Genomic DNA, 23391 nt, shown 5'->3' on the forward strand with positions numbered 1-23391 from the left:
CACACCAGCTGCAACCGAAGGAACGCAATGTCCACTCTCGAAATCCGCGACCTGCAGGTCTCGATCGACACCGACCAGGGTGTCAAGGAGATCCTCAAGGGCGTCGACCTCACCATCAACGAGGGCGAGATCCACGCGATCATGGGGCCGAACGGCTCGGGCAAGTCCACCCTCGCCTACACGATCGCCGGCCACCCCCGGTACAACGTCGTCGGTGGCTCGATCACGCTCGACGGCGAGGACGTCCTCGCGATGAGCGTCGACGAGCGTGCCCGTGCCGGCATGTTCCTCGCCATGCAGTACCCGGTGGAGATCCCCGGCGTGACGGTGTCGAACTTCCTCCGCACCGCCAAGACCGCGATCGACGGCGAGGCCCCGGCGCTCCGCAGCTGGGTCAAGGACCTCCGCCAGTCGATGGCCGACCTCAAGATGGACTCGGCCTTCGCCGAGCGCAACGTCAACGAGGGCTTCTCCGGCGGTGAGAAGAAGCGCCACGAGATCATGCAGCTCGAGCTCCTCAAGCCGAAGTTCGCCGTGCTCGACGAGACCGACTCCGGCCTCGACGTCGACGCGCTGAAGATCGTGTCCGAGGGCGTCAACCGTGCCAAGGCCGCGACCGGGCTCGGCGTGCTGCTCATCACCCACTACACGCGCATCCTCCGCTACATCAAGCCGGACTTCGTGCACGTGTTCGTCGCGGGCAAGGTCGCCGAGCAGGGTGGCCCCGAGCTCGCGGAGCGCCTCGAGAACGAGGGCTACGACCGCTACGTGCAGGCCGCAGCCGCTGCGGCAGGGAACTGATGATCACCGCACTCGCACCGGAGAAGTTCGACGAGGTCGTCGAGGGCCTCAAGGAGGTCCAGGACCCGGAACTCGGCGTGAACATCGTCGATCTCGGGCTCATCTACGACCTCGCCTGGGACGACGAGGCGACCGCGCTCGTGATCAGCATGACCCTGACGAGCGCGGGCTGCCCCCTGACCGACGTCATCGAGGGCGACACGGCGAACGCGCTGGACGGCATCGTCGACGCGTTCCGGATCAACTGGGTCTGGATGCCGCCGTGGGGCCCGGAGCGGATCACCGACGACGGGCGCGAGATGATGCGCGCGCTCGGGTTCTCGATCTAGTCGCGACCCCCTGACGGACGGGAGGCGCGGGGGCGGCGGGGCCCCCCCCCCCCCGCCGCGCGGGGGGGGGGGGGGGGGGGGGCCCCCCCGCCTCCCGTCCGTCTGTGCGTCGGGTGTCGGGCGCGCCCCGAGCGGGCCAAAAACGTCACGCTCGCCGCTCTGGAGCGGCCGGTTTCGCCCGCTCGGCGGGCAGCCCGCGGCGTGTCCTGCCCGCTCGCGCGCGCCCCCGCCCGCACGCCCCCGCGCGCCCCGCGCGCCCCCGCGCACGCAGAAGGGCCCCGCACCGTCCGGTGCGGGGCCCTTCTGCGACGGGACTCAGCGGCGGCCGAGGGCCTTCCACGCCAGCGGCACGATGCCCGCGGCGATGAGGGCCTTCGCGATGCCACCCACGATGAAGGGGTAGAGCCCGGCCGCGAGGACCGACTGCAGGTCGTTCGGCGCGCCGAGCTGTCCGAGCACGACGGCCAGGTAGGGGAGGCCCGTGACGAACGGGATAGCGCTGGCGACGAGCATCGCCACCGCGGCACGGCCCACGTGGCGGTCCCAGTCGCGACGGGCGAGCCAGCCGATGACGCCGGCGGCGGGGATGAAGCCGATGACGTAGCCGAAGCTCGGCACGGCGAGGGCGCCGAGGCCACCCGTGAAGTCGGCGAAGAACGGCGCACCGGCGAGTCCGGCGACCGCGTAGACGAGCAGCGACAGCATGCCGCGGCGGGCACCGAGGGTCGCGCCGACGAGCACGACCGCCAGGGTCTGGCCCGTGATCGGCACCGGCCACATCGGCACCTCGACCTGCGCCATGGCGGCGGTGAAGAGTGCTCCGCCGGCGACCAGGGCGGCGTTCGTGGCCAGGCCGTGGGTGCGCAGACGGTCGGCGAGGACTGCGCGGCGAGCGAACCCGGTGGCGTTCGTCATGGATTCTCCTAGAATGGACTGCTGGTCCCGTTCGGGACCATCGGTCCCGTCAGCGTAGCGGTGCACCTCCCGCACACACCGTTGTGCACATCCACCAACTGATTGGACGTCTGCTGTGCTTGCCGTGCACGACCTCGAGATCCGCGTCGGGGCTCGCCTCCTGATGGAGAACGTGTCCTTCCGCGTCGAGAAGGGCGACAAGATCGGCCTCGTCGGCCGGAACGGCGCGGGGAAGACCACGATGACCAAGGCCCTGGCGGGTGAGACCCAGCCGACCGGGGGCAAGATCGACCGCTCCGGCGAGATCGGGTACCTGCCGCAGGACCCCCGCTCCGGCAACCCGGAGGACACCGCCCGCAAGCGCATCCTCGACGCCCGTGGGCTCGGCGAGCTCGTCGAGGGCATCCGCCAGGCCACGCTCGACATGGCCAGCACGGACACCGCCGTCGCCGAGAAGGCCATGCGGCGGTACAGCCGGCTGGACGACCAGTTCAACGCGCTCGGCGGCTACGCGGCCGAGGCCGAGGCAGCGTCGATCGCGTCGAACCTCAAGCTGCCGGACCGCATCCTCGACCAGCAGCTCAAGACGCTGTCGGGTGGTCAGCGCCGTCGCATCGAGCTCGCCCGGATCCTGTTCTCGGACGCCGAGACGATGATCCTCGACGAGCCGACGAACCACCTCGACGCCGACTCGATCATCTGGCTGCGCGAACACCTCAAGACGTACCCGGGCGGTGTGATCGTCATCTCCCACGACGTCGAGCTCGTGGACGAGGTCGTCAACCGCGTCTTCTACCTCGACGCCAACCGCCAGTCGATCGACGTCTACAACATGGGGTGGAAGCTCTACCAGCGGCAGCGTGCCGCCGACGAGGAGCGCCGCCGCAAGGAGCGCGCGAACGCCGAGAAGAAGGCCGCCACGCTCAAGGACCAGGCTGCCCGCTTCGGTGCGAAGGCCACGAAGGCCGCCGCGGCGCACCAGATGGTCGCGCGTGCGGAGAAGCTCCTCGCCGGGCTCGAGGACGAGCGCGCAGTCGACCGCGTCGCGAAGCTGCGCTTCCCGACCCCGACGCCCTGTGGCCGCACCCCGCTCATGGCCGAGGGGCTGTCGAAGTCCTACGGGTCGCTCGAGATCTTCGCCGGCGTGGACCTCGCCATCGACCGGGGCTCGCGCGTCGTGATCCTCGGGTTCAACGGTGCCGGCAAGACGACGTTGCTGCGCATCCTCGCGGGCGCCGACCAGCCGGACACGGGGGAGATCCTGCCCGGGCACGGCCTGCGGATCGGGTACTACGCGCAGGAGCACGAGAACATCGACGTGAACCGCACCGTGATCGAGAACATGGTGTCCGCGTCGAACGACCTCAACGAGACCGAGGCGCGACGGGTCCTCGGCTCGTTCCTGTTCACCGGTGACGACGGCTACAAGAAGGCCGGTGTCCTCTCCGGCGGTGAGAAGACGCGGCTCTCGCTCGCGATGATCGTCGTGTCGGGCGCGAACGTGCTGCTGCTCGACGAGCCGACGAACAACCTCGACCCGGCCTCGCGCGAGGAGATCCTCGGCGCGCTGGCCGGCTACGAGGGTGCCGTGGTGCTGGTGTCGCACGACGCCGGTGCGGTCGAGGCGCTCAACCCCGAGCGGGTGCTGCTCCTGCCGGACGGCACCGAGGACCACTGGAACAAGGACTACGCGGAGCTCATCGAGCTCGCCTGACCCGCACCGCCGACGGGCGCGACCCGTCGACGGACCGGAGGCGCGGTGCCAGCTGGCACCGCGCCTCCAGTCCGTCCTGGGCGGCGTCAGCCCTGTGCTGGCGTCAGCGACCCGCGTTCAGCAGCTCGTCCTCGATCTGCGCGTCCGTCTTCGGCTTCGCGTCCTTGCGGCGCTGGCGCTCGAGGGCGCGCTCGCGCTCCTCGGGGTCGTCCTGGTTCAGGTTCCGGAACTCCTGCACCATCAGGTAGGCGAGGAACCCGAACCCGCCGACCGCGAACATGAACCACTGGATGAAGTAGCTGAGGTGCAGCCCCGTGTCGGCCGTCGGGCGTTCCCATCCGAGCGGGCGAGCCTCGGTCGGGGCGGGGGACTCGGACGCGAGCTGCCCGTACGCCCCGGTGTAGATGGGCGTGTCGACCTTCTTGCCGACGTCGGACAGCGTCACGGACTGCACCTGGTCGGTGTGGGCCGGGTCGGTGCGGCCGGGGATGCGCGGTTCGCTCGGCTGCAGGCGGACGATCGCCGAGACCTCGCCGGACGGGGGAGCGGGCACGTGGTCGGGGGCGTCCTGTGCGTTGCCGGTGGGGACCCAGCCGCGGTCGACGACGAACGCACGACCGTCGGCCGTGACGAGCGGCGTGAGGACCTCGAAGCCGGGCTGGCCGTTGTGCACACGGTTCCGGACAAGTAGCTGGTCATCGGTGTCGTAGCGGCCGGTGACGCTCACGCGGAGCCAGGTCTTGCCGTCGTTCCAGCTCGACGCCGTCGGGAGCGCCTCGTCGAGGGGGACCGGGGTGTGCTCGTAGTTCTGCGCCACCTGCTCGTTCTGGCGGACGGCCTCGTTCCGGCGGTCCCACTGCCACATGCCGAACAGCGCGCACACGATCGCGAACGCCACCGCGATGGCGAAGTAGCCGAGCCACCGCCGGCTCCGGACGAAGCGCCAGCCGACGAAGGGCTCGTCCGGATCACGCTCGGCGGTCCGGGTGGTGCCGTCGGCAGCGGAGGCGGCTGCGGCGCGCTCGAGCTTCTGCGCGTGCCGTCGGCCGTACCGGGAGCTCGGGTCGAACTGCTGGTTCACCGACGGTCACCGGCTGCGCGTGCACCGACGTCGTTCTTCGGGGCGTCGGCCGGGTCGCGTTCGTCGTCGAGGCGGTCCACGTCCTCGTGCATGCCCGTGACCCGGACGGGGAACGACCGGGACCGGAGGTAGTCGGCGAGGAAGTCACGGTGCTCGTCGCACGCGGCCCAGATCTTCACCCGGTCGGTCGCGTGGATCCGCGGGTTGCGCCAGTTGACGCGCCACGAGGCGGTCGACACGCAGCCGGCACGCGAGCACACGGGGGTCGAGCCGGGTTCGGTGAAGAGGTCGAACGTGGCCCCCATCAGCGACGTCCCCAGACACGCGAGCGGTCACCGTTGCGCTGCCACTCGGCCTGCGCGTCCTGCGCCTGCTCGCGCAGCCGGTCCTGCTCGGCGCGGTACGCCTCGGCCCGGGCGTCCTCCTGCTGTTCGCGGAGTCGCGGGTCCACGGCGTCGTAGAGCTGGATCGCACCGGCAGGCGTCACGATGTCGCTCTCGGCACGGCTGCCCGCGTTGGCGATGATGACGGCGACCCACGGGATCACGCCGGCGAGGACGATCGGGATGACGGCGATCCACGTGTGCCAGATCGACCACACGACGACCGCACCGATGAAGAACACGACGCGGAGGGCCATCTGCCAGACGTACCGGGACAGGCGGTGCGCACGATCCTGCTCCGGAGAGTCCGGGAGGGTGGTGATGCTGTGCGTCGTCTTCATCCGATGTTCTTTCCTCTGCCCGAGGGAAAGCCTAACTCCGCGCGGGCCCGGATGGTTCCGCCGCGCGCGGACACGGTGCGCGTATCGGCTCCGGTACGCTCTTCCGGGCGTGTCCGACCCGGTCCGGGCCCGGCGCGCCGTGCAACCCACCCCGAACGGAGCGACCATGAGCACCCCCCGTACCGTCCTCGTCACCGGCGGCAACCGCGGCATCGGCCATGCCCTCGCGGAGCGCTTCGTCGCCGCCGGCCACCGCGTCGCGGTCACGTCCCGCAGCGGCCAGGGCGGCCCCGAGGGCGCGCTCACAGTGCAGGCCGACATCACCGACACGGCCTCGGTCGACGCTGCCTTCTCGCAGGTCGAGGCCGAGCTCGGCCCGATCGAGGTCCTCGTCGCGAACGCCGGGATCACGAACGACCAGCTGCTGCTCCGCATGTCGGAGGAGGACTTCACGAGCGTGGTCGACACGAACCTCACGGGGACGTTCCGGGTCGTCAAGCGCGCCACCAAGGGCATGATGAAGGCGAAGTTCGGCCGCATCGTGCTCATGTCGAGCGTCGTCGGCGCCTACGGCCAGGTCGGCCAGGTCAACTACGCCTCGTCGAAGGCCGCCCTCGTCGGCATGGCCCGGTCGATCACGCGCGAGCTCGGCTCCCGCGGCATCACCGCCAACGTCGTCGCGCCCGGGTTCATCCAGACGGACATGACGGCAGCGCTGCCCGAAGAACTGCAGGCCGAGTTCAAGAAGCAGATCCCGGCGGCGCGGTACGGCACCGTCGACGACGTCGCGGACGCCACGCTCTTCCTGGCCGGCGACGGGGCCGGGTACATCTCCGGCGCGGTCATCCCGGTCGACGGCGGCCTCGGGATGGGGCACTAGGCCGGGGCGCGCCCGCCGAGTCTCGGCTCGGCGGACACCTTCGTGGCGAAGCGGCCGCGAAACCGTCCGCGGGGCCGAGTCTCGGCCCGGCGGGCGCGGCGCGTCAGCCGCGCAGGCCGAGCGTCGCGAGCACGCTCGACAGGTCACGGTCGACGACCGCGACGTCGGCCTGCTCGCGGACGAGCGGCTTCGCGTCGAACGCGACCGACAGTCCGGCCACACGCATCATCTCGAGGTCGTTGGCGCCGTCGCCGATCGCGACGGTGCGGACGATCGGCACGTCGTCGGCCGCGGCCCACTCGCGCAGTGCGACGGCCTTGGCGTGCGCGTCCACGACGTCGCCGAGGACCCGCCCGGTGAGGACGCCGTCCACCACCTCGAGCCGGTTCGCCCGGCAGTGGTCGAGTGCGAGCTGCTCGGCGAACGGGTCGAGGACCTCGTGGAAGCCGCCCGACACGACGCCGACGGTCCCGCCCGCGGCGTGCACGCCGCGGACGAGCTGGTCGGCGCCACGCGTCACGCGGACCGCCTGCTGTGCACCCCGGAAGACGTCGTCCTGGAGGCCCGCCAGGGTCGCGACACGCTCCCGGAGGCTCTCGGCGAAGTCGATCTCGCCGCGCATGGCGCGCTCCGTGATCGCCTGGACCTGTGGCCGGGTCCCCGCCGTGTCGGCCAGGAGTTCGATGACCTCGTCCTCGAGGAGCGTGGAATCGGCATCGAGGACGACGAGGAAACGTGGCACGCACCAACGGTACCGACTCAGGAGGCGCGGCCGGCGTTCATGACGCCAGCCGCGCCTCCTGGACCGTCCGTTCTTGCCCGCGCGACGCTACGCGTCGACGCGCACGCCCTTGCCCACCACTGTGATGCCGGACTCGGTGACCGTGAAGCCGCGCGCTTCGTCCGCTTCGCGGTCGATGCCGACCTGGGCGCCGGGGGCGATCACCACGTCCTTGTCGAGGATGGCGCGGTTCACGACGGAGCCGGCGCCGATCGAAGCGCGTTCGAAGACGATCGAGTCGAGGACCTTCGCGCCGGAGTCGATGCCGCACCAGGGGCCGATCATGCTGCGCTCGACCTGGGCGCCGGACACGAGACAGCCGAGCGACACGAGGGAGTCGACCGTCGAGCCGGTGTTGCCGTTCGCGTCGCGGACGAACTTCGCCGGGGGCAGGTTCGTCTGCTGGTTGAAGATCGGCCAGTCCTGGTTGTACAGGTTGAAGACCGGCACCGGTGCGATGAGGTCCATGTGCGCGTCGTAGAACGAGTCGATCGTCCCGACGTCGCGCCAGTAGTACCGGTCGCGCTCGTTCGACCCGGGGACGTCGTTGCGCTTGAGGTCGTAGACGCCCGCGTCGCCACGCGCGACGAAGTCCGGGACGATGTCGCCGCCCATGTCGTGGTCCGACGCCTCGATCTGGCCGTCACGGAGGACGGCGTCGACCAGCGCGTCGGCGTCGAAGACGTAGTTGCCCATCGACGCGAGGATCTCGCCGGGGGAGTCCGCGAGCCCGACGGCGTCCTTCGGCTTCTCGAGGAACGCCTCGATCTTCGTCGGGTCGTCGTCGGCGACCTGGATCACGCCGAACTGGTCGGCGAGGCCGATCGGCTGGCGGATCGCGGCGACCGTGGCACTGCGGCCCGACGCGATGTGCGCCTCGACCATCTGGTGGAAGTCCATCCGGTACACGTGGTCGGCGCCGACCACGACGACGATGTCGGGGCGTTCGTCGCGGAGCAGGTTGAGCGACTGCAGGATCGCGTCGGCCGACCCGGCGAACCAGCGCTTGCCGAGCCGCTGCTGCGCCGGCACCGAGGCGACGTAGGACCCGAGCAGGCCCTCCATGCGCCAGGTCTCGGCGACGTGGCGGTCGAGACTGTGCGACTTGTACTGCGTCAGGACGACGATCTTCTGCAGTCCGGAGTTGACGAGGTTGGAGAGCGCGAAGTCGATGAGACGGAAGTTCCCGCCGAACGGGACAGCGGGTTTCGCACGGTCGGCCGTGAGCGGCATGAGCCGTTTCCCCTCGCCGCCGGCGAGCACGATGCCGAAGACCTTCTTTGGTGCCATGCCGCTCACAGTAGGCGTCAGCACTGGGAACCCGTTACGTTGAACGCGTGCGAGTCGATCTGCTGACCAGGGAGTATCCGCCGGAGGTCTACGGCGGTGCGGGTGTCCACGTGGCCGAACTGACCGCGGCGCTGCGGTCCGACACCGACACCGAGGTGCGCGTCCGCGCCTTCGGGGCGTTCCGCGACGAGGCCGACGTGTGGGCCTACCGCACGCCCGGCGGCCTCGAGCAGGCGAACGGCGCGCTGCAGGCACTCGGCACCGACGTCGCGATCGCCGCGGACGTCGAGGGCGCCGACGTCGTGCACTCGCACACCTGGTACGCGAACTCGGCGGGACGCATCGCGCAGCTGACCTACGGCATCCCGCACGTCGTCACGGCGCACAGCCTCGAGCCGCTCCGCCCGTGGAAGGCCGAACAGCTCGGCGGCGGGTACCGGCTGTCGAGCTGGATGGAGCGCGAGGCGTTCGAGCACGCCGACGGTGTCATCGCCGTGTCGAAGGCGATGCGCGCCGACATCCTCCGCTCGTACCCGTCGATCGACCCCGCGAAGGTGCACGTCGTCTACAACGGCATCGACATCGACGAGTGGAAGCCCACCGTCGACGAGGACGCCGTCCGCGCGCTCGGGATCGACCCGTCGCGTCGCTCGGTCGTGTTCGTCGGACGCATCACGCGGCAGAAGGGCCTGCCGTACCTGCTGCGGGCGGTGGCCTCGCTGCCGGCGGACGTGCAGATCGTGCTCTGCGCCGGTGCGCCGGACACGCCGGAGATCATGGCCGAGGTCACGGGTCTGGTCGACTCGCTGCGTTCCGCTCGTGACGGGGTGGTCTGGATCGACCGGATGCTCGCGCACGAGGAGATCGTCAACGTGCTGTCGTCGGGCACCGTGTTCGTGTGCCCGTCGATCTACGAGCCGCTCGGGATCGTCAACCTCGAGGCGATGGCGTGCGGGATCCCCGTCGTCGGCACCGGCACCGGGGGCATCCCCGAGGTCGTGGCGGACGGACTGACCGGTCGCATCGTGCCGATCGACCAGGCACAGGACGGCACCGGGACCCCGACGGACCCGGACCGCTACGTGGCCGATCTCGCCGCGACCCTCACCGAGGTGCTCGCCGACGAGGGGCTCGCGAAGCTCATGGGCCGTGCCGGACGCCTCCGCGTCGAGACCGAGTTCACCTGGGACGCGATCGCCCGGCGGACACGCCAGGTCTACGACGAGGTGCTCGGGCAGAACCCCTAGGCTGGTCGCATGCCCTCGGTCGTGCGCTTGTCAGACGTCTCCGTGGTCCGCAACGGGGCCACCATCCTCGACGGGATCTCGTGGGAGGTGCAGGACGACGAACGCTGGGTCGTCCTCGGTGCCAACGGTGCCGGCAAGACGACGCTGCTGCAGGTCGCCGGCGCCCAGACCTTCCCGACCTCGGGTGAGGTCGAGGTCCTCGGCACCGAGCTCGGCGGCGCCGACCTGTTCGAACTGCGTCCGCGCATCGGCTTCGCGTCGACGGCCCTCGCGCGCCGCATCCCGGTCACCGAGAAGGTCATCGACGTCGTGCTCACCGCGGCGTACTCGGTGACGGGCCGCTGGAACGAGGAGTACGAGGAGCTCGACGTCCGCCGCGCCCAGCGCGTGCTCGACGAGTGGGGCCTCGGTGCCTTCACCGACCGGACCTTCGGCGAGCTCAGCGACGGCGAGCAGAAGCGCGTCCAGATCGCCCGTGCGGTGATGACCGACCCCGAGATCCTGTTCCTCGACGAGCCGGCCGCGTCCCTCGACCTCGGCGCGCGTGAGAGCCTCGTACGGACCCTCGGCGGCTACGCGCAGAGCGAGGACTCGCCGGCCATCGTCATCGTGACCCACCACGTGGAGGAGATCCCCGCCGGGTTCACCCACGCCCTGGTGCTCGCGGACGGGCACGTGCAGGCTGCCGGGCCGATCGACGAGGTCCTGACCGCCCCGACCCTGACCGAGGCGTTCGGCATCGAGCTCACCGTGTCGAAGGACGCCGGCCGGTACACGGCGCGCGCATCGTGACACTGCTCCCGATCCGGCCGGTCGTCTGGTAACGTAGACGGCTGGCGCAAGCCGCAGACTTCCCGCGTCGTGCTCGTACGAGTGCCGCGCACGTCCCCATCATCGCAACCGAGGAATCTCCATGAAGACCGACATCCACCCCGAGTACCGCGCCATCGTCTTCCGTGACCTGGCTTCCGGTGAGACGTTCCTGACGCGTTCGACCGCGAACAGCGACAAGACCATCGAGCTCGACGGTGCTACCTACCCGGTCATCGACGTCGAGATCTCGTCCGCGTCGCACCCGTTCTACACGGGCAAGCAGCGCATCCTCGACTCGGCCGGTCGCGTCGAGAAGTTCAACCAGCGCTTCAAGAGCTTCGGCAAGTAAGCAGTCCTCCGGACGCTCGAACGGGCGGCTCTCCTGCGGGAGGGCCGCCCGTTCCGTCGTTGGCGGGGTCGTGGCGGCAGGGTCGGGCGGGCGCGGCGGTGCGCGGGGCGGCCGGGGAGTGGCGGTAGGTCGGGCGGGCGGAGCGCGTCGCGGCCGGGCGGTGCTGCACGTTGGGCGGCCGGTGCGGCCGGGGCGTGGCACGTTGGGTGGGCGGTGCGCGTTGCGGCCGGGCGGTGCGGGCGTGGCCGCGGCGATGGTTCGAACCACGGAACCGACGTCGAACCAGGCGAGCGGCGTGGTTCGACGTCGGAAGCGTGGTTCGAAGTCGCGCCGCGCTCGGCCGAGGTGGCGCGGGCGGTGGTGCTGTGCGGTGTGCTCCGGTCGGTGCGGCCGACGTAGCGCTGGTGCGGCCGGAGGGTCGGGCGGTGCGGATTGCCGGCGCACAACGCAAGTGCATTCGCGCCGTGCGATGGCGTGGTTCGGGCGGGCTTTGGTTGTGCGGTCGTGCGGAAGCGGAGCGGGACGCCGTGCGGGAGCGGCGCGGGACTCCGTGCGTGAGCGGCGCGGGTGTCGGTGCGGGACGCGGGCGGGCCGGCCAGTGCGCGCGTCGAACCACGGATCCGGCGTGGAACCAGGCGAGCGGCGTGGTTCGGTGTCGGATTCGTGGTTCGAAGGCAGGCGACGGGCGTGGTTCGGCGTCGGAAGCGTGGTTCGACGCCAGGCCGGCGGCGCCTCAGCCGGCGTTGCGGTGGGGCCAGCGGCCGTCGGCGGTGAAGGCCGGGTCGCGCTTCTTCCGCATGTAGTCCTGGAACGAGGACGCCTGCTCGGCGCACCAGCCGACCTGCTTGCGGTGGAGCTCCTCGGCGGAGACGCCGAGCTCCTCGGGGTACTTCGCCGCGATGGCCTGCGCGACACGCCCGGCCGCGATGGCGTCGGCTCCGGCGTCGTGCGCATCGGAGAGGGTGACGCCGTAGAGCTCCGACGCGGCCTCGAGCGTGCGCTTGCCCTTGCGGTAGGTGTCGAGCGCCTTGTCGATCACGAGCGGGTCGACGACGTTCCCGATGACCGGGGAGGCGATGCCGTGGCGCTTGGCCTCGCGGTCGAGGACGGTGAGGTCGTACGGGGCGTTGTAGATGACGAGCGGGATGCCCCGGGCGAAGACGGCCTCGACCGCGGCGATGATCTCTGCGACGACCTCGGCGGCGGGGCGGCCGTCGGCGCGAGCGCGCTCGGTCGTGATGCCGTGGACGGCGGCGGCGCCCTCGGGGATCTCGACACCGGGGTCGGCGAGCCAGGCGCCCTCGACGATGGAACGTCCGGTCATGTCGATCAGGCCGACGTGGGCGGTGACGATCCGGGCGGTCTCGACGTCGACGCCGGTGGTCTCGAGGTCGAACACGCCGAGTGCGTGCCACCAGGGCCGACCCGAGAGGTCCTGGGCCGGAGCGGGGGAGTCGAGCTGCGCTGTGGGGAACGTCACGCGGTCAGGCTAACCGGACGCACCGACACGCCGAGACGCGACCCGCCCACCGGGCGCGACGCGACCCGCCCACCGGGCGCGACGCGACCCGCCCACCGGGCGCGACGCGACCGGACGGGGGACGCGACCCGCCCACCGGGGCCGAGCCGCGCCTCCAGGACGCCGCTACCCGACCGGCGCACCCACGTGCAGCCAGTAGAACGACTGCGTCCCCATCGTCAGCGTGACCTGGCCCTCCGCGTCGAACGACGGGAACGAGCCGCCGCCGAAGAGGTCGTACAACGGCCTCCCGGCGTACTCCGGCGCAGAGATGGTGACCGACGTCGGGTTGGTGGCGAAGGAGAAGACGCAGAGGACGTCCTCGGCGGAGGGGCCGAACTGGTGGCCGGAGCCGGAGCCCTCCCACGACCGGACGAACGCGAGCACGGAGTCGTTCGAGGTGTCCTGCACGGCCAACGTGCCGAGCCCGAACACGGGGTGCGCCTTCCGCACGTGGATCACGTTGCGGACCCAGTGCAGCAGCGACCGGGACTGGGCGAGCTGCGCCTCGACGTTGACCTGCGCGTAGTTGTACACGAGGGACTGGACGACGGGAAGGTACAGCTTGCCCGGGTCCGCGGTGGAGAAGCCGGCGTTGCGGTCCGGCGTCCACTGCATCGGCGTGCGCGAGGAGTCGCGGTCCGGCAGCCAGATGTTGTCGCCCATCCCGATCTCGTCGCCGTAGTAGAGGAACGGCGACCCCGGGAGCGAGAACAGCAGGGCGTGGATGAGTTCGAGCTCCGCGCGGGAGTTGTCGAGCAGGGGAGCGAGGCGTCGACGGATGCCGATGTTCGAGCGCATCCGCGGGTCGTAGCCGTACCAGCCGTACATGGCCTGCCGGTACTCCTCGCTGACCATCTCCAGCGTGAGCTCGTCGTGGTTGCGGAGGAAGACACCCCACGCAGCGGAGGCCGGCACGTCGAGCGTCTCGGACAGGATCGCCTTGAGCTCGGCGGCGTGCTGCGCGCGGAGCGAGTAGAAGATGCGCGGCATCACCGGGAAGTCGAACGCCATGTGGCACTCGGGCTCCTCGTCGGTGCCGAAGAACGCGGCGGTCTCGCGCGGCCACTGGTTCGCCTCGGCGAGCAGGACGCGCCCGGGGTACTCGTCGTCCACCATCGCGCGGAGCTTCTTGATGAACTCGTGCGTCTCGGGTTCGCCCTCGCCGTTGCCGTCCTCCGACTCGAACAGGTACGGGATCGCGTCGAGCCGGAGCCCGTCCACGCCGAGGTCCAGCCAGTGCCGCACGACGTCGTACACGGCCTCGACGACGGCCGGGTTCTCGAAGTTGAGGTCCGGCTGGTGCGAGAAGAACCGGTGGAAGAAGAACTGGCGGCGGACCGGGTCGAAGGTCCAGTTCGACTCCTCGGTGTCCACGAAGATGATGCGGATGTTCTCGTAGTCTGTGTCCGTGTCGCGCCAGACGTAGAAGTCGCCGTAGGGGCCGTCCGGGTCCTCGCGGGACTGCTGGAACCACTCGTGCTGGTCGCTGGTGTGGTTGATCACCATGTCGATGACGATGCGCATGTTGCGTTCGTGCGACTTGGTGACGAGTTCGCGGAAGTCGTCGAGGGTGCCGAACTCGGGGAGGATCGCCTTGTAGTCGGCGATGTCGTACCCGCCGTCGCGCATCGGCGACTGGAAGAACGGCGGCAGCCAGAGGGCGTCGACCCCGAGCCACTGCAGGTAGTCGAGCTTGCCGATCACGCCCTGGATGTCCCCGATGCCGTCGCCGTTCGAGTCGACGAACGAGCGGATCATGCACTCGTAGAAGACCGAGCGCTTGTACCACTGCGGGTCCAGTGTCAGGCCGGGGAGCTGGATCGGGGCGGTGAACGTCACCATGGACACGCTAGGCCGCGGTGCATGGAGTTGTCCGGAGAATGCACGGCCTGGAGGCGCGGGTCGTCCTCCACAGGCACGTCGCGGCCGCGAGTCGTCCACCCTCCAGCGTGGGTGACGTCGGCGCACCGGCGCGCATTCGTAGACTGACGGGGATGCAACCGCCCGTGCTCTCCCCGTACCAGTCGCTGATGGCCGCCACCCCGGTCGTCCACCGCTCCGTGCAGGTCGACGGCCGCACCACCCACTTCTGGGAGTACGGCCCGTCCGACGCCACCCAGACGGTCCTCGCCGTGCACGGGTTCCGTGGCGACCACCACGGCCTCGAGGCGATCGCCGCGCACCTCGACGGGGTCCGGGTGATCGTGCCGGACCTGCCCGGCTTCGGCAGCTCCGATCCGCTGCCCGTGTCCGACATCGACTCCTACGTCGCGTGGCTGCGCGGCTTCCACGCGGCGCTCGGCCTCGGTGGAGACACCGTGGTGCTCGGGCACTCGTTCGGGTCGATCGTCGTGGCCGCCACGGTCGCCTCCGGCCTCGCGACGCGGTTGCTCGTGCTCGTGAACCCGATCGCCGCCCCGGCGCTGCAGGGTCCGCGTGCGGTCGGCACGGCGATCGCGATCGGGTACTACCGTGCCGGCGCCGTGCTGCCGAAGCCGCTCGGGCTCGGACTGCTCCGCAACCCGGCGATCGTGCGCGTGATGAGCCTGGCGATGCTCAAGTCGCACGACCGTGACCTCCGGCGCTGGGTGCACGACCAGCACGACCGGTACTTCTCGGCGTTCGCGAACCGCACGAGCGTGCTCGAGGCGTTCCGCACCTCGGTCACGCACGACGTCGCCGAGTACGCCGATCGCATCACCGTGCCGGTGCTCATGATCGCGGCCGAGCGCGACGACATCACGGCGGTGCCCGAGCAGCGTGCCCTGGCCGCACGCCTCGCGGACGCCGAGCTCGTCGTCGTGCCGCACGTCGGGCACCTCGTGCACTACGAGACGCCCGGCGCCGCTGCGTCCGCGGTGCTGCGACGGATGGCGGACGCCCCGAAGCGCGGCCGCAAGGGAGCGCAGCCGGGCTCCAAGCGTGCCCCGAAGGAGACACCGAAGCCGAAGGAGACGCCGAAGCCGAAGGAGACGCCGAAGCCGAGGGCGACGCCGACCCCGCCGGCCGACGGTGCCGCGTCGTGACCCGCCTGCGCATCGGGATCGACTGCCGCTACGTCCGCATCGGCCGCCACGACGGCATCAGCCGGTTCACGGCCGGCGTCGTCGCCCACCTGCCCGAGCGACACGACTACACCCTGCTCGTGCACGACGAGCGGCAGCTCGAGTCACTGCCGTCCGACCTGCCGTGGGAACTCCTGCCCGCGCCGACCGAGCCGGGGGAGCCCCTCGTCGCGCGGAAGGTCAACCGCCTCGGGCTCGACGCCGTCTTCTCGCCCATGCAGACCATGGGGTCCCGCGGTCGGCAGTACGCCCTCGTGCTGACCCTCCACGACCTGATCTACTACCGGAACCGGACGCCCCCGCGGGAGTTCTCGTGGCCCCTCCGCCTCGGCTGGCGTGTCTTCCACCTCAGCTGGGTGCCGCAGCGCCTGCTCCTGAACGGCGCCGACGGGGTCGTGACGGTGTCCGAGACGACCGCCGGCCTCATCGCCGAGCACCGGCTGACGAAGCGCCCCGTCACCGTCGCGTACAACGCCGCCGACCCCGCGACCCCTCGGCCCGAGGGCGGTCCGCGCGAGAAGTCCCTCGTGTACATGGGCTCGTTCATGCCGTACAAGAACGTCGAGACCCTGGCCGCCGCGATGCCGCTGCTCGGCGCGGACTGGGTGCTGCACTGCATGTCCCGGGTGTCCGCCGCCGATCGTGCGCGGCTCGAACGGCTCGCGCCGACCGGGTCGATCGTGTTCCACGACGGCGCCTCCGACGACGAGTACCTGTCGGTGCTGCGGTCGGCGACGGCCCTCGCGACGGCGTCGTACGACGAGGGCTTCGGCATCCCGCTCGTCGAGGCGATGGGCGTCGGCACGCCGGTGGTCGTCAGTGACATCCCGATCTTCCGCGAGATCGGCGGGGACGTCGCGGAGTACTTCGACCCGTCGTCGCCGTCGGCCGTCGCGGCTGCGGTGCGCCGGCTCGAGGCACGGTGGGACGATGCCTCGCGGGCATCGGTCGTGCAGGCCGGGCGGTTCCGGTGGGAGACCTCGGCGGAACAGGTCGTCCGCGCAGTGGAGCAGGCGGTCGCGGCCCGCGGGGCCACCCCCGGGCAGTAGGCCGGCCCGAGCCAGCAGGCGTCGGCTACCGGTCGCGCACACCGACCCGCCTCAGGACGACGGCCGCTCCGCCGACACCGTGGCCCCCGGGAACACCGCCTGCGCCTCCTGCGTCGCCTTCGCCACCACGGCGTCGAGCGCAGCCCCGCGCCCGATCGTCTCGACCGTGATCGCCTGGTCGGCCGGTTCGTCCGACGGGCCGCCGTCGCTCCAGGAGCACCGCACGCTCGAGACACCGCCGATCGCGTCGAGCTGCCGGGCGAGCGTCAGACGCTGTTCCGTGGTCCGCTCGTCCGGAGAGACCCCGATCTCGAGCGCACCGAGGTCCGCCACGGCGAACACCCGGACGCCGTTGCCGCTCGCCGCCTTGGCTGCGGCGCGCAGGTCGTCGACGACCGCGGTCCGCTCCTCGTCGGAGAGCGTCGGCGACACCGTGACGGTCGACTCGACGTCGTAGCTCGCGAACGAGGTCTTCTTCGGTTCCGCGTCGCGCACGCCCTCGACGCCGTCGAGGTCCCGCGCGGCGCTGCCGAACCGGTCGAGCGCGGCATCGGGGCGGGGGAACACCCCGCCGACGCCGTTCTGCACGCTGCCGATGATGGTGACGAGCACGACGGCGAGCACACCGGCCGCGATGATCACGCCCACACCGACCAGGGCGCTGCGTCGGACACGCTGCCGCGGGGTCCGCACCGGGACGGATGCCGTGCCCGGGCCGAAGGCACGATCGAGGTCGTCCGGATCGGGCGACTGCGGCCAGCCGGGCCGAGCGCCCCCACCACCGGGTCCGTCGACGGTCATGTCAGCCCCCTCACACGCTCGGGTCTGCGAGTGCATCGGAGCCTAGTACGACACCACCGACAGCGCGCGGCGGCTCGCCCCGTCGGCTACCCGCGGCGCTCGAGCGGGTTCTGGTACTCGAAGGCGTACCGGCCGGGCCCGTCCGAGACCCCGTCGATCGGGTCGTCGAACCGCACGAGCTCAGCGTGGAAGCGCTCGGGGTCCCACCGGAACGAGTGCACGGACCCGTTCCGGATCGGGGTGCTGTGCCGGTCGGCGGTGCCGGGGGCGGCGGCGTTGACGATGCTCCGGATCACGGCGCCGTGGGTCGCGACGACGACGCTGCCGGCGTCGTACCGGACCGCGATCTCGGCGAGTGTCTCGGTGACGCGGTCGAGCAACGCGCTGCGGGACTCGCGGCCGGGGATGTCGTCGTGCGGGTAGCGCTCGCGGACCTCGTCGTCGGTCAGGCCCTCGGCCTCGCCGTAGGAGCGTTCGGCCAGCCCTGCGTACGTGGCGGGTGCTGCGAGACCGAGGTGGTCCGCGATGATCGAGCCGGTCTCGAACGCCCGGGACAGCGGCGACGCGACGACGGCGTCGAACCGCCGGCGGTCGAGCAGGGTCGCGGTGGAGCGGGCCTGTCGGCGTCCGGTGTCGTTCAGGGGGATGTCCGTCGAGCCCTGGATGCGCCGTTCGGCGTTCCAGTCGGTCTCGCCGTGCCGGACCAGGTACAGGAGCGTCGTCACCGCACGATCATCCCAGACGCGGCGCGGCACCTCATCCCAGACGCGGCGCAGCACCTCGTCCCGGACGCGGCGCGGCACCTCATCGCAGACGTGCCGCCAGGGCTTCGAGCGTCTCGGTCGTGCCGGCGTCGATCTTGACCGCTGCCCGGGGGTCGCTGCGGGTCGTGCCGCGGTTCACGATGACCACGGGGTGCTTGCGTCGTGCGGCGTGGTCGACGAGCCGGACGCCGGAGTTCACGGTGAGGGACGAGCCGACGACGAGGAGCGCGTCGGCCTCGGCGACGATGGAGACGGCCTCGCGGAACTTCTCGGCCGGGACGAACTCGCCGAAGAACACCACGTCGGGCTTCAGCACCCCGCCGCACACCGAGCAGCCCGGCACCCGGAAGCGCTCGACGTCGGTGATCTCGACGTCGCCGTCGGGCTGGAGCTGCACCGACCCGGGCTCGTCGATCCACGGGTTGTCCCGGTCGAGCACGGTCGCGAGGTCGGCGCGCGAGAACACCTGCCCGCAGGTGAGGCAGACGGCACGGTCCATCGACCCGTGGATCTCGACGACCCGACGGGATCCGGAGCGGAGGTGCAGTCCGTCGACGTTCTGCGTGACGACCCCCGTGACGATGCCGTCGCGCTCGAGCGCCGCGAGGGCCTGGTGCCCGGCGTTCGGACGGGCCGAGGCGAAGGTGCGCCAGCCGAGGTGCGAGCCGGCCCAGTAGCGCTGCCGCTTGGCGGGGTCGGCGCGGAACTCCTGGAAGGTCATCGGCTTCCGGACGACGCGGCCGGCGCCCCGGTAGTCGGGGATGCCGGAGTCCGTGCTGAGCCCGGCGCCGGAGAGCACGGCGATGCGCTTGCCGGCGAGGAGCTCGACGGCGCGGTCGAGGGCCTGCCCGGACGCGGTCGCGCTCGCGGTGCTGGTCGGTTCGCTCGTCGCCATCGTGTTCACGGTACCCTCAACAGCCGACCGCCCCGGTCACTTCCCGTGGACGACGCCAGGTCGTGCCCCGCCGCCACCGGCCCCCACACCGACCCCGAAACGAGCCCCGTGCACGCCGTCCGCATCGACTCCCTCGACGACCCCCGCCTCGACGACTTCGCCCGGCTCACCGACGTCGCCCTGCGGCGCGTGTCCGAGCCGGAGGGCGGCCTGTACATCGCCGAGTCGAACACGGTCATCGAGCGGGCGGTCCGCGCCGGGCACGTCCCGCGGAGCGTGCTGGTCCAGGAGAAGTGGCTCGACAGCGTGCTCCCGGTCGTCGCGGACCACGACGGCCCCGTGTTCGTCGGCCCCGACGACCTGCTCGAGGACCTCACCGGCTTCCGGATGCACCGCGGCGCCATCGCCGCGATGCACCGCCCGGAGCTGCCGAGCGTCGCGGACGTGGTGCGCGACGCCAGGGTCGTGGTGGTGCTCGAGGACATCGTCGACCACACCAACGTCGGCGCGGTGTTCCGGAGCGTCGCCGGCCTCGGGGCCGACGCCGTCCTGGTCAGCCCCCGCTGCGCCGACCCGCTCTACCGGCGCAGCGTCCGCGTCAGCATGGGCACGGTGCTGCAGGTGCCGTGGACCCGCATCGGCGACTGGCCGGCCGCCGGCGAGGAGCTCCGGGCGCAGGGCTTCCACCTCGCCGCGATGGCCCTGACGGACCGCTCGGTGGACCTCGACGCGTTCGTCGCGGACGTCCCGGACCGCGTGGCGCTCGTGATGGGCACCGAGGGGCAGGGCCTCACGCCGGCGGCGATCGCGTCCGCCGACACCACCGTGCGCATCCCGATGGCGCACGGCGTCGACTCGTTGAACGTCGCCGCGGCGAGCGCCGTCGGGCTCTGGGCGGTCACACACGCGCAGCGGCTCGCTTCCGCGCGGGCCTGAGGGGTCGGGAGGCGCGGGCCGCCTCCGTCGTCCGGCGCGCCTCAGCGGGTCGTCAGGTTCCGTGCGCGGCGCACCAGGTCGCGGTCGGTGCCGACCGCGCCGACCAGGCACACGCCGACCGGGGCGTCGTCGACGGTGAGGGCGGGAGCGCTCACCGCGGGGAGGCCGCCCACGCTCGCGAGGCTCGTCATCCCCGTGGTCGCGGTCCTCGTGCGCTCGAGTGCGGCGGCGTCGGCGGACACGAGCGGTGCGGGGCCCGGCACGGTCGGGAACACGAGGGTCCAGCCGACCAGCGCCCGGCGGATGGCGTGCCGGACGGCGTCGAGGCGCTGGACCGCGTCGGCGGTGGCGGCGGGGTCGTTCGCCGCGGCTGCTGCGAACCGGTCCCCGACGACGGTGCTCAGCGCGCCGGGGTGTTCGGCGATCCAGGTTCCGTGGGCGGCGACGGCCTCGGCGGCCTGCACGAGGCGGAGCAGTTCGCGGAGCTCGTCGGGGGCGGGGACGCCGAGGTCCGCGAGCCGGACCCGGTGGGGTTCGTCGTCGAGGGACCGGGTGAACGCGGAGAACGCCGCGGCGGTGTCGGGGTCGACCAGGGCGAGCAGGTCCTCCGGGACGACGAGGGGTGTCGGTGCCGGGGCCGGACCGGGGTCGGGCACGGTGGCGTCGAACGCGGCGAGGAGGGTCTCGGCGTCGCGGGTGAGCCACCCCACGGTGTCGAAGGACGGTGCGAGGGGGAGCAGACCGTCGCGGGGGACCGTGCCGTGGGTCGTCCGGAGGCCCCAGAGCCCCTGGTACGAGGCGGGGACCCGGACGGACCCGGCGGTGTCCGTGCCGATCCCGATGTCGGCCGTCCCGAGACCGACGGCCGACGCGGAGCCGCTGGACGAGCCTCCTGGCAGCCGCGTCGGGTCCGCGGCGTTCGGCGGTGTGCCGTGGTGCTCGTTCCGTCCGGTGAGGTTGTACGCGAACTCGTCGGTGCGTGCGATCCCGCGGATCGCGGCACCGGCGGCGAGGAGGGCCGCGACCGCCGGTGCCGCGGCCGTCTCGACGGGCGCCTCGCGCAGGAAGGTGGGGTTGCCGGCACCGACGGGTTGGCCGGGCACGGCGTAGAGGTCCTTCACCGCGACCGTGCGCCCGTCGAGCGGCCCGGAGGCGCTGGGGGCGACGAGCGGGTCGCCGACGGCCCGCCAGACGGTCGGGTCGAAGGCGCGGGGGCGGCCGGTCACGTGTGCCGCCTCGATGTGCCAGCGTGCGACGGGGCCGGTGTCGTCGTGTGCGGTCGTGCGGCGCCACAGCTGGGTCTGGAGGCCGTGGCCGCCGGCGGCGAACCGGGACACCGACACGACGAGGGCGAGGTCCTCGGCGAGGGGCCGGACCTCGACCCGCGTCAGCGTCCTGGTCGCGACCCCGCCGCGTGCTCCGCGGAAGGCGCTGATCGCGTCGTGGCCGACGAGCAGCCCGCGGTCGTCGCCGCGCATCGTGCCCGGTGCGTCGACGAACGCGTCGTCGAGGGCGTCGAGGTCGTTCGTCAGCAGGGCGGCCTCGTACGCGTCGAGTGCCTCGAGGAGACCCTCGGGGGCGTCGGGGAGCGTGGTCATCGGGCGGGCTCCTCGAAGTCGGCCTTGCGGATGCGGGCGTGGACACCGGTGACGAGGTCGACCACCTGCGAGATGTCGAAGTCGGTCGCGGCGGAGAGGTAGGCGTACGCCAGGTGCGGCTCCATGCCCCACCGCGCACCGAGGATCGCGACGGCGTGCCGGACGCACTCCCGGACGGCCTCGTCGAGGTCGGGATCCATCCCGGTGGGGACGAGGTACTCCTGGGTCTCGGCGACCGGCCACACGAGGTCGCCGAACCGGCTCGCGGCCTCGTCGGCCGGTGTGAGGTCGAACCGGACCGTCGCGCGGAGCGAGGCCTCCATCGCGGTGAGCGCCACCTCGCCGTCGCCCTGCGCGAAGTGCGGGTCGCCGACGTACGCGAGCGCACCGGGCACGAGGACGGGCAGGTGCAGCTGCGTGCCCGCCTGCAGGAGGTTCACGTCGATGTTCCCGCCGTGGCGGCCCGGCGGGACCGAGTGCCGGCGCTCCCCGGGGGTCGCGACGCCCATGATCCCGAGGAACGGGGCGAGCGGGAACCGGGCGAACCGTTCGCGGGCGGGTGTCAGGGGGATGCGGCCGCGGAGTCCGGCGGGGGAGTCGACGACGTCGGCGAAGACGCTCACGGTCGTGCCGTCGACGGGGTACTCGCCGTGCAGCGCGCCCCGGCCGTGGCGGTTCGACACGACGCCGTAGTGCACGCGGGGGAGCGTCTCGACGACGGTCATGGTGAGGACGTCCCCCGGTCGTGCGCCCGCGACGCCGACGGGCCCGGACACGACGTGCGGTCCGTCTGCCTCGGGGTCGCGGCGTCCGGTCCGGGCGATCGCGACGGCGTCGTCGAGCACGTGCTCCGGTGCGACGCCGTGCGTGGCGAAGAAGGCACGTGGGTCGCTGCCCTGGTCGGGGAGGATCCCCTCGTGGCTGACGGTGTCGATCGTCACCGACTCGCCCGGCACGACGGTGATCGCCGGGCGGTCGTCGGCGTTCGGCAGCCGCCCCCAGAGGACGGTGTCCGGATCGGCCGGCAGGTAGCGGTCGGCGCGGACCGGTCCCGTTCCGGGCTGGAGGGTCGGGATCACGGGGGTCGTCATCGGTCGGCCTTCCGTTCGACGAGGTGGGCGACGTCGGCGAGGTGGTCGGTCATCGCCGTGCTGGCGGCCGCCTCGTCGTGTCGGCGGATGCAGTCGAGGATCTGCTCGTGCCACACGAACGACGACCGGCGGCCCTCGCTCGTGCCGTGGGACCGGGCGCGGACGTCCTGCACCCAGCCGCTGCTGAGCTCGCACAGGGAGACCAGGAGTGGGTTGCCGGAGGCACGGGCGACCTGCACGTGGAACGCGACGTCCTGCGCGAGGGACTCCTCGGGGCTGAGGCCGGCGTGCGTGGCCTGCAGGATCCGTTCGAGCGCGAGCAGGTCGGCCTCGCCGGCACGGGCAGCGGCGAGCGCGGCGACCTGGGGCTCGACGACGGCCCGGAACTCGGCGACGTTCTCGGCCCGGTGCGCGAGGTCCTCGGCGTGCCCGACACCGGTCTGGCGTTCGAGGAGCGCGGTGGCCTCCTCGGACCGGGGGAGCACGACCGTCCCGCGACCGGGCGTCCGGGACACGAGGCGTCGGCGTTCGAGTTCCTGCATGGCCTCGCGGACGGTCGTGCGCGACACGGCGAGGTCCTCGGCCAGGGTCCGTTCCGGTGGCAGCTTGTCGCCCGGCGCGAGGTCCTCGAGCACCAGGCGCGCGAGGTGCGCGGCGGTGGCGGCGCTCAGGGTGCGTCCTCGTTGCATGGGCAGGAGCCTAGGGTCCATTGGTCTGCTTGGCTCATTGGTACGACCAACTTTTAC

At 71.9% G+C, this 23391-nt stretch carries 24 protein-coding genes; 10 read left to right on the forward strand and 14 right to left on the reverse strand.

The window, feature by feature from the left end:
• Positions 1 to 27: 27 nt before the first annotated feature.
• Together sufC and ACIPEP_RS12845 are read left to right on the forward strand one after the other, a co-directional pair.
• Positions 28 to 801: a Fe-S cluster assembly ATPase SufC gene (sufC, locus tag ACIPEP_RS12840; protein WP_070419045.1), complete on the forward strand. Its 774-nt coding sequence runs from the start codon at positions 28 to 30 to the stop codon at positions 799 to 801.
• Entirely contained in the window at positions 801 to 1130 is a 330-nt protein-coding gene (locus ACIPEP_RS12845; RefSeq protein WP_022906025.1) for a metal-sulfur cluster assembly factor, read from the forward strand. The genes sufC and ACIPEP_RS12845 overlap by 1 nt, the downstream gene beginning before the upstream one ends.
• A gap of 315 nt (positions 1131 to 1445) precedes the next feature.
• Here ACIPEP_RS12845 and ACIPEP_RS12850 read toward each other — a convergent pair whose 3' ends face one another.
• Positions 1446 to 2045 (reverse strand): biotin transporter BioY, encoded by a 600-nt coding sequence (locus tag ACIPEP_RS12850; protein WP_402717465.1) that lies wholly within the window; start codon positions 2043 to 2045, stop codon positions 1446 to 1448.
• A gap of 115 nt (positions 2046 to 2160) precedes the next feature.
• Between ACIPEP_RS12850 and ACIPEP_RS12855 the strand changes: the two genes are divergently transcribed.
• Positions 2161 to 3759, forward strand: coding sequence for an ABC-F family ATP-binding cassette domain-containing protein (locus ACIPEP_RS12855; RefSeq protein ID WP_031261586.1), 1599 nt, complete (start codon positions 2161 to 2163; stop codon positions 3757 to 3759).
• 103 nt (positions 3760 to 3862) lie between these two features.
• Here ACIPEP_RS12855 and ACIPEP_RS12860 read toward each other — a convergent pair whose 3' ends face one another.
• Genes ACIPEP_RS12860 through ACIPEP_RS12870 form a run of 3 tightly spaced genes read right to left on the reverse strand, consistent with a single transcriptional unit; the run spans position 3863 to position 5564 of the window.
• A complete protein-coding gene (locus tag ACIPEP_RS12860; RefSeq protein WP_402717466.1) occupies positions 3863 to 4840 on the reverse strand; it encodes an SURF1 family protein in 978 nt (325 codons plus the stop codon).
• The gene (locus ACIPEP_RS12865; RefSeq protein WP_070419043.1) at positions 4837 to 5145 is read right to left on the reverse strand and encodes a hypothetical protein; all 309 of its coding nucleotides are present in this window, start codon (positions 5143 to 5145) and stop codon (positions 4837 to 4839) included. The genes ACIPEP_RS12860 and ACIPEP_RS12865 overlap by 4 nt, the downstream gene beginning before the upstream one ends.
• The gene (locus ACIPEP_RS12870) at positions 5145 to 5564 is read right to left on the reverse strand and encodes a DUF3099 domain-containing protein (RefSeq protein ID WP_070419042.1); all 420 of its coding nucleotides are present in this window, start codon (positions 5562 to 5564) and stop codon (positions 5145 to 5147) included. Before ACIPEP_RS12870 ends, ACIPEP_RS12865 begins: the two co-directional genes overlap by 1 nt.
• 166 nt (positions 5565 to 5730) lie before the next feature.
• On the opposite strand from ACIPEP_RS12870, the gene fabG reads away from it, so the two are divergent.
• Positions 5731 to 6444, forward strand: coding sequence for a 3-oxoacyl-ACP reductase FabG (gene fabG, locus ACIPEP_RS12875; protein WP_402717467.1), 714 nt, complete (start codon positions 5731 to 5733; stop codon positions 6442 to 6444).
• Between the two features lie 103 nt (positions 6445 to 6547).
• On the opposite strand, the gene serB is transcribed toward fabG, so the two are convergent.
• Both serB and ACIPEP_RS12885 read right to left on the reverse strand, forming a co-directional pair.
• Positions 6548 to 7186 (reverse strand): phosphoserine phosphatase SerB, encoded by a 639-nt coding sequence (gene serB / locus ACIPEP_RS12880; RefSeq protein ID WP_336696504.1) that lies wholly within the window; start codon positions 7184 to 7186, stop codon positions 6548 to 6550.
• An 87-nt stretch (positions 7187 to 7273) separates the two neighbouring features.
• On the reverse strand, positions 7274 to 8515 hold the full coding sequence (locus ACIPEP_RS12885) for a glucose-1-phosphate adenylyltransferase (protein WP_070419039.1): 1242 nt from the start codon (positions 8513 to 8515) through the stop codon (positions 7274 to 7276).
• Positions 8516 to 8562: 47 nt separating this feature from the next.
• On the opposite strand from ACIPEP_RS12885, the gene glgA reads away from it, so the two are divergent.
• The 3 genes from glgA to ACIPEP_RS12900 all read left to right on the forward strand — a co-directional run bounded on the left by glgA (position 8563) and on the right by ACIPEP_RS12900 (position 10924).
• Complete coding sequence (glgA, locus tag ACIPEP_RS12890) at positions 8563 to 9762, forward strand: glycogen synthase (RefSeq protein ID WP_071301538.1); 1200 nt, start codon at positions 8563 to 8565, stop codon at positions 9760 to 9762.
• Positions 9763 to 9771: 9 nt separating this feature from the next.
• Positions 9772 to 10554 carry an ABC transporter ATP-binding protein gene (locus tag ACIPEP_RS12895; protein ID WP_070419037.1) on the forward strand — a complete coding sequence of 261 codons (783 nt, stop codon included), beginning with the start codon at positions 9772 to 9774 and terminating at the stop codon, positions 10552 to 10554.
• Between the two features lie 121 nt (positions 10555 to 10675).
• On the forward strand, positions 10676 to 10924 hold the full coding sequence (locus ACIPEP_RS12900; RefSeq protein WP_070419036.1) for a type B 50S ribosomal protein L31: 249 nt from the start codon (positions 10676 to 10678) through the stop codon (positions 10922 to 10924).
• Positions 10925 to 11657: 733 nt separating this feature from the next.
• On the opposite strand, the gene ACIPEP_RS12905 is transcribed toward ACIPEP_RS12900, so the two are convergent.
• Positions 11658 to 12404, reverse strand: coding sequence for a 3'-5' exonuclease (locus ACIPEP_RS12905; RefSeq protein ID WP_175473596.1), 747 nt, complete (start codon positions 12402 to 12404; stop codon positions 11658 to 11660).
• Between the two features lie 165 nt (positions 12405 to 12569).
• On the reverse strand, positions 12570 to 14285 hold the full coding sequence (gene treS / locus ACIPEP_RS12910) for a maltose alpha-D-glucosyltransferase (protein ID WP_402717540.1): 1716 nt from the start codon (positions 14283 to 14285) through the stop codon (positions 12570 to 12572).
• Between the two features lie 155 nt (positions 14286 to 14440).
• Between treS and ACIPEP_RS12915 the strand changes: the two genes are divergently transcribed.
• Positions 14441 to 15472 (forward strand): alpha/beta fold hydrolase, encoded by a 1032-nt coding sequence (locus ACIPEP_RS12915; protein WP_402717468.1) that lies wholly within the window; start codon positions 14441 to 14443, stop codon positions 15470 to 15472.
• Positions 15473 to 15477: 5 nt separating this feature from the next.
• The gene (locus tag ACIPEP_RS12920) at positions 15478 to 16560 is read left to right on the forward strand and encodes a glycosyltransferase family 4 protein (protein ID WP_402717541.1); all 1083 of its coding nucleotides are present in this window, start codon (positions 15478 to 15480) and stop codon (positions 16558 to 16560) included.
• A gap of 51 nt (positions 16561 to 16611) precedes the next feature.
• Here ACIPEP_RS12920 and ACIPEP_RS12925 read toward each other — a convergent pair whose 3' ends face one another.
• The 3 genes from ACIPEP_RS12925 to ACIPEP_RS12935 all read right to left on the reverse strand — a co-directional run bounded on the left by ACIPEP_RS12925 (position 16612) and on the right by ACIPEP_RS12935 (position 19020).
• A complete protein-coding gene (locus ACIPEP_RS12925; RefSeq protein WP_402717469.1) occupies positions 16612 to 17361 on the reverse strand; it encodes a hypothetical protein in 750 nt (249 codons plus the stop codon).
• 86 nt (positions 17362 to 17447) lie between these two features.
• Positions 17448 to 18086 carry a histidine phosphatase family protein gene (locus tag ACIPEP_RS12930; RefSeq protein ID WP_070419604.1) on the reverse strand — a complete coding sequence of 213 codons (639 nt, stop codon included), beginning with the start codon at positions 18084 to 18086 and terminating at the stop codon, positions 17448 to 17450.
• A gap of 79 nt (positions 18087 to 18165) precedes the next feature.
• Positions 18166 to 19020: an NAD-dependent protein deacetylase gene (locus tag ACIPEP_RS12935; RefSeq protein ID WP_402717470.1), complete on the reverse strand. Its 855-nt coding sequence runs from the start codon at positions 19018 to 19020 to the stop codon at positions 18166 to 18168.
• 108 nt (positions 19021 to 19128) lie between these two features.
• Here ACIPEP_RS12935 and ACIPEP_RS12940 point away from each other — a divergent pair, with 108 nt between their 5' ends.
• Positions 19129 to 19956, forward strand: coding sequence for an RNA methyltransferase (locus ACIPEP_RS12940; RefSeq protein WP_070419033.1), 828 nt, complete (start codon positions 19129 to 19131; stop codon positions 19954 to 19956).
• Between the two features lie 41 nt (positions 19957 to 19997).
• Here the strand turns inward: ACIPEP_RS12940 and ACIPEP_RS12945 are convergent, their stop codons facing one another.
• Genes ACIPEP_RS12945 through ACIPEP_RS12955 form a run of 3 tightly spaced genes read right to left on the reverse strand, consistent with a single transcriptional unit; the run spans position 19998 to position 23334 of the window.
• Positions 19998 to 21554 (reverse strand): AtzH-like domain-containing protein, encoded by a 1557-nt coding sequence (locus ACIPEP_RS12945; protein WP_402717471.1) that lies wholly within the window; start codon positions 21552 to 21554, stop codon positions 19998 to 20000.
• On the reverse strand, positions 21551 to 22645 hold the full coding sequence (locus ACIPEP_RS12950) for an acetamidase/formamidase family protein (protein WP_402717472.1): 1095 nt from the start codon (positions 22643 to 22645) through the stop codon (positions 21551 to 21553). Before ACIPEP_RS12950 ends, ACIPEP_RS12945 begins: the two co-directional genes overlap by 4 nt.
• On the reverse strand, positions 22642 to 23334 hold the full coding sequence (locus ACIPEP_RS12955; RefSeq protein ID WP_402717473.1) for a FadR/GntR family transcriptional regulator: 693 nt from the start codon (positions 23332 to 23334) through the stop codon (positions 22642 to 22644). The genes ACIPEP_RS12950 and ACIPEP_RS12955 overlap by 4 nt, the downstream gene beginning before the upstream one ends.
• Positions 23335 to 23391 lie beyond the last annotated feature (57 nt).

Source organism: Curtobacterium sp. NPDC087082 (assembly GCF_044745045.1).
In the GTDB taxonomy this organism is placed as follows: domain Bacteria; phylum Actinomycetota; class Actinomycetes; order Actinomycetales; family Microbacteriaceae; genus Curtobacterium.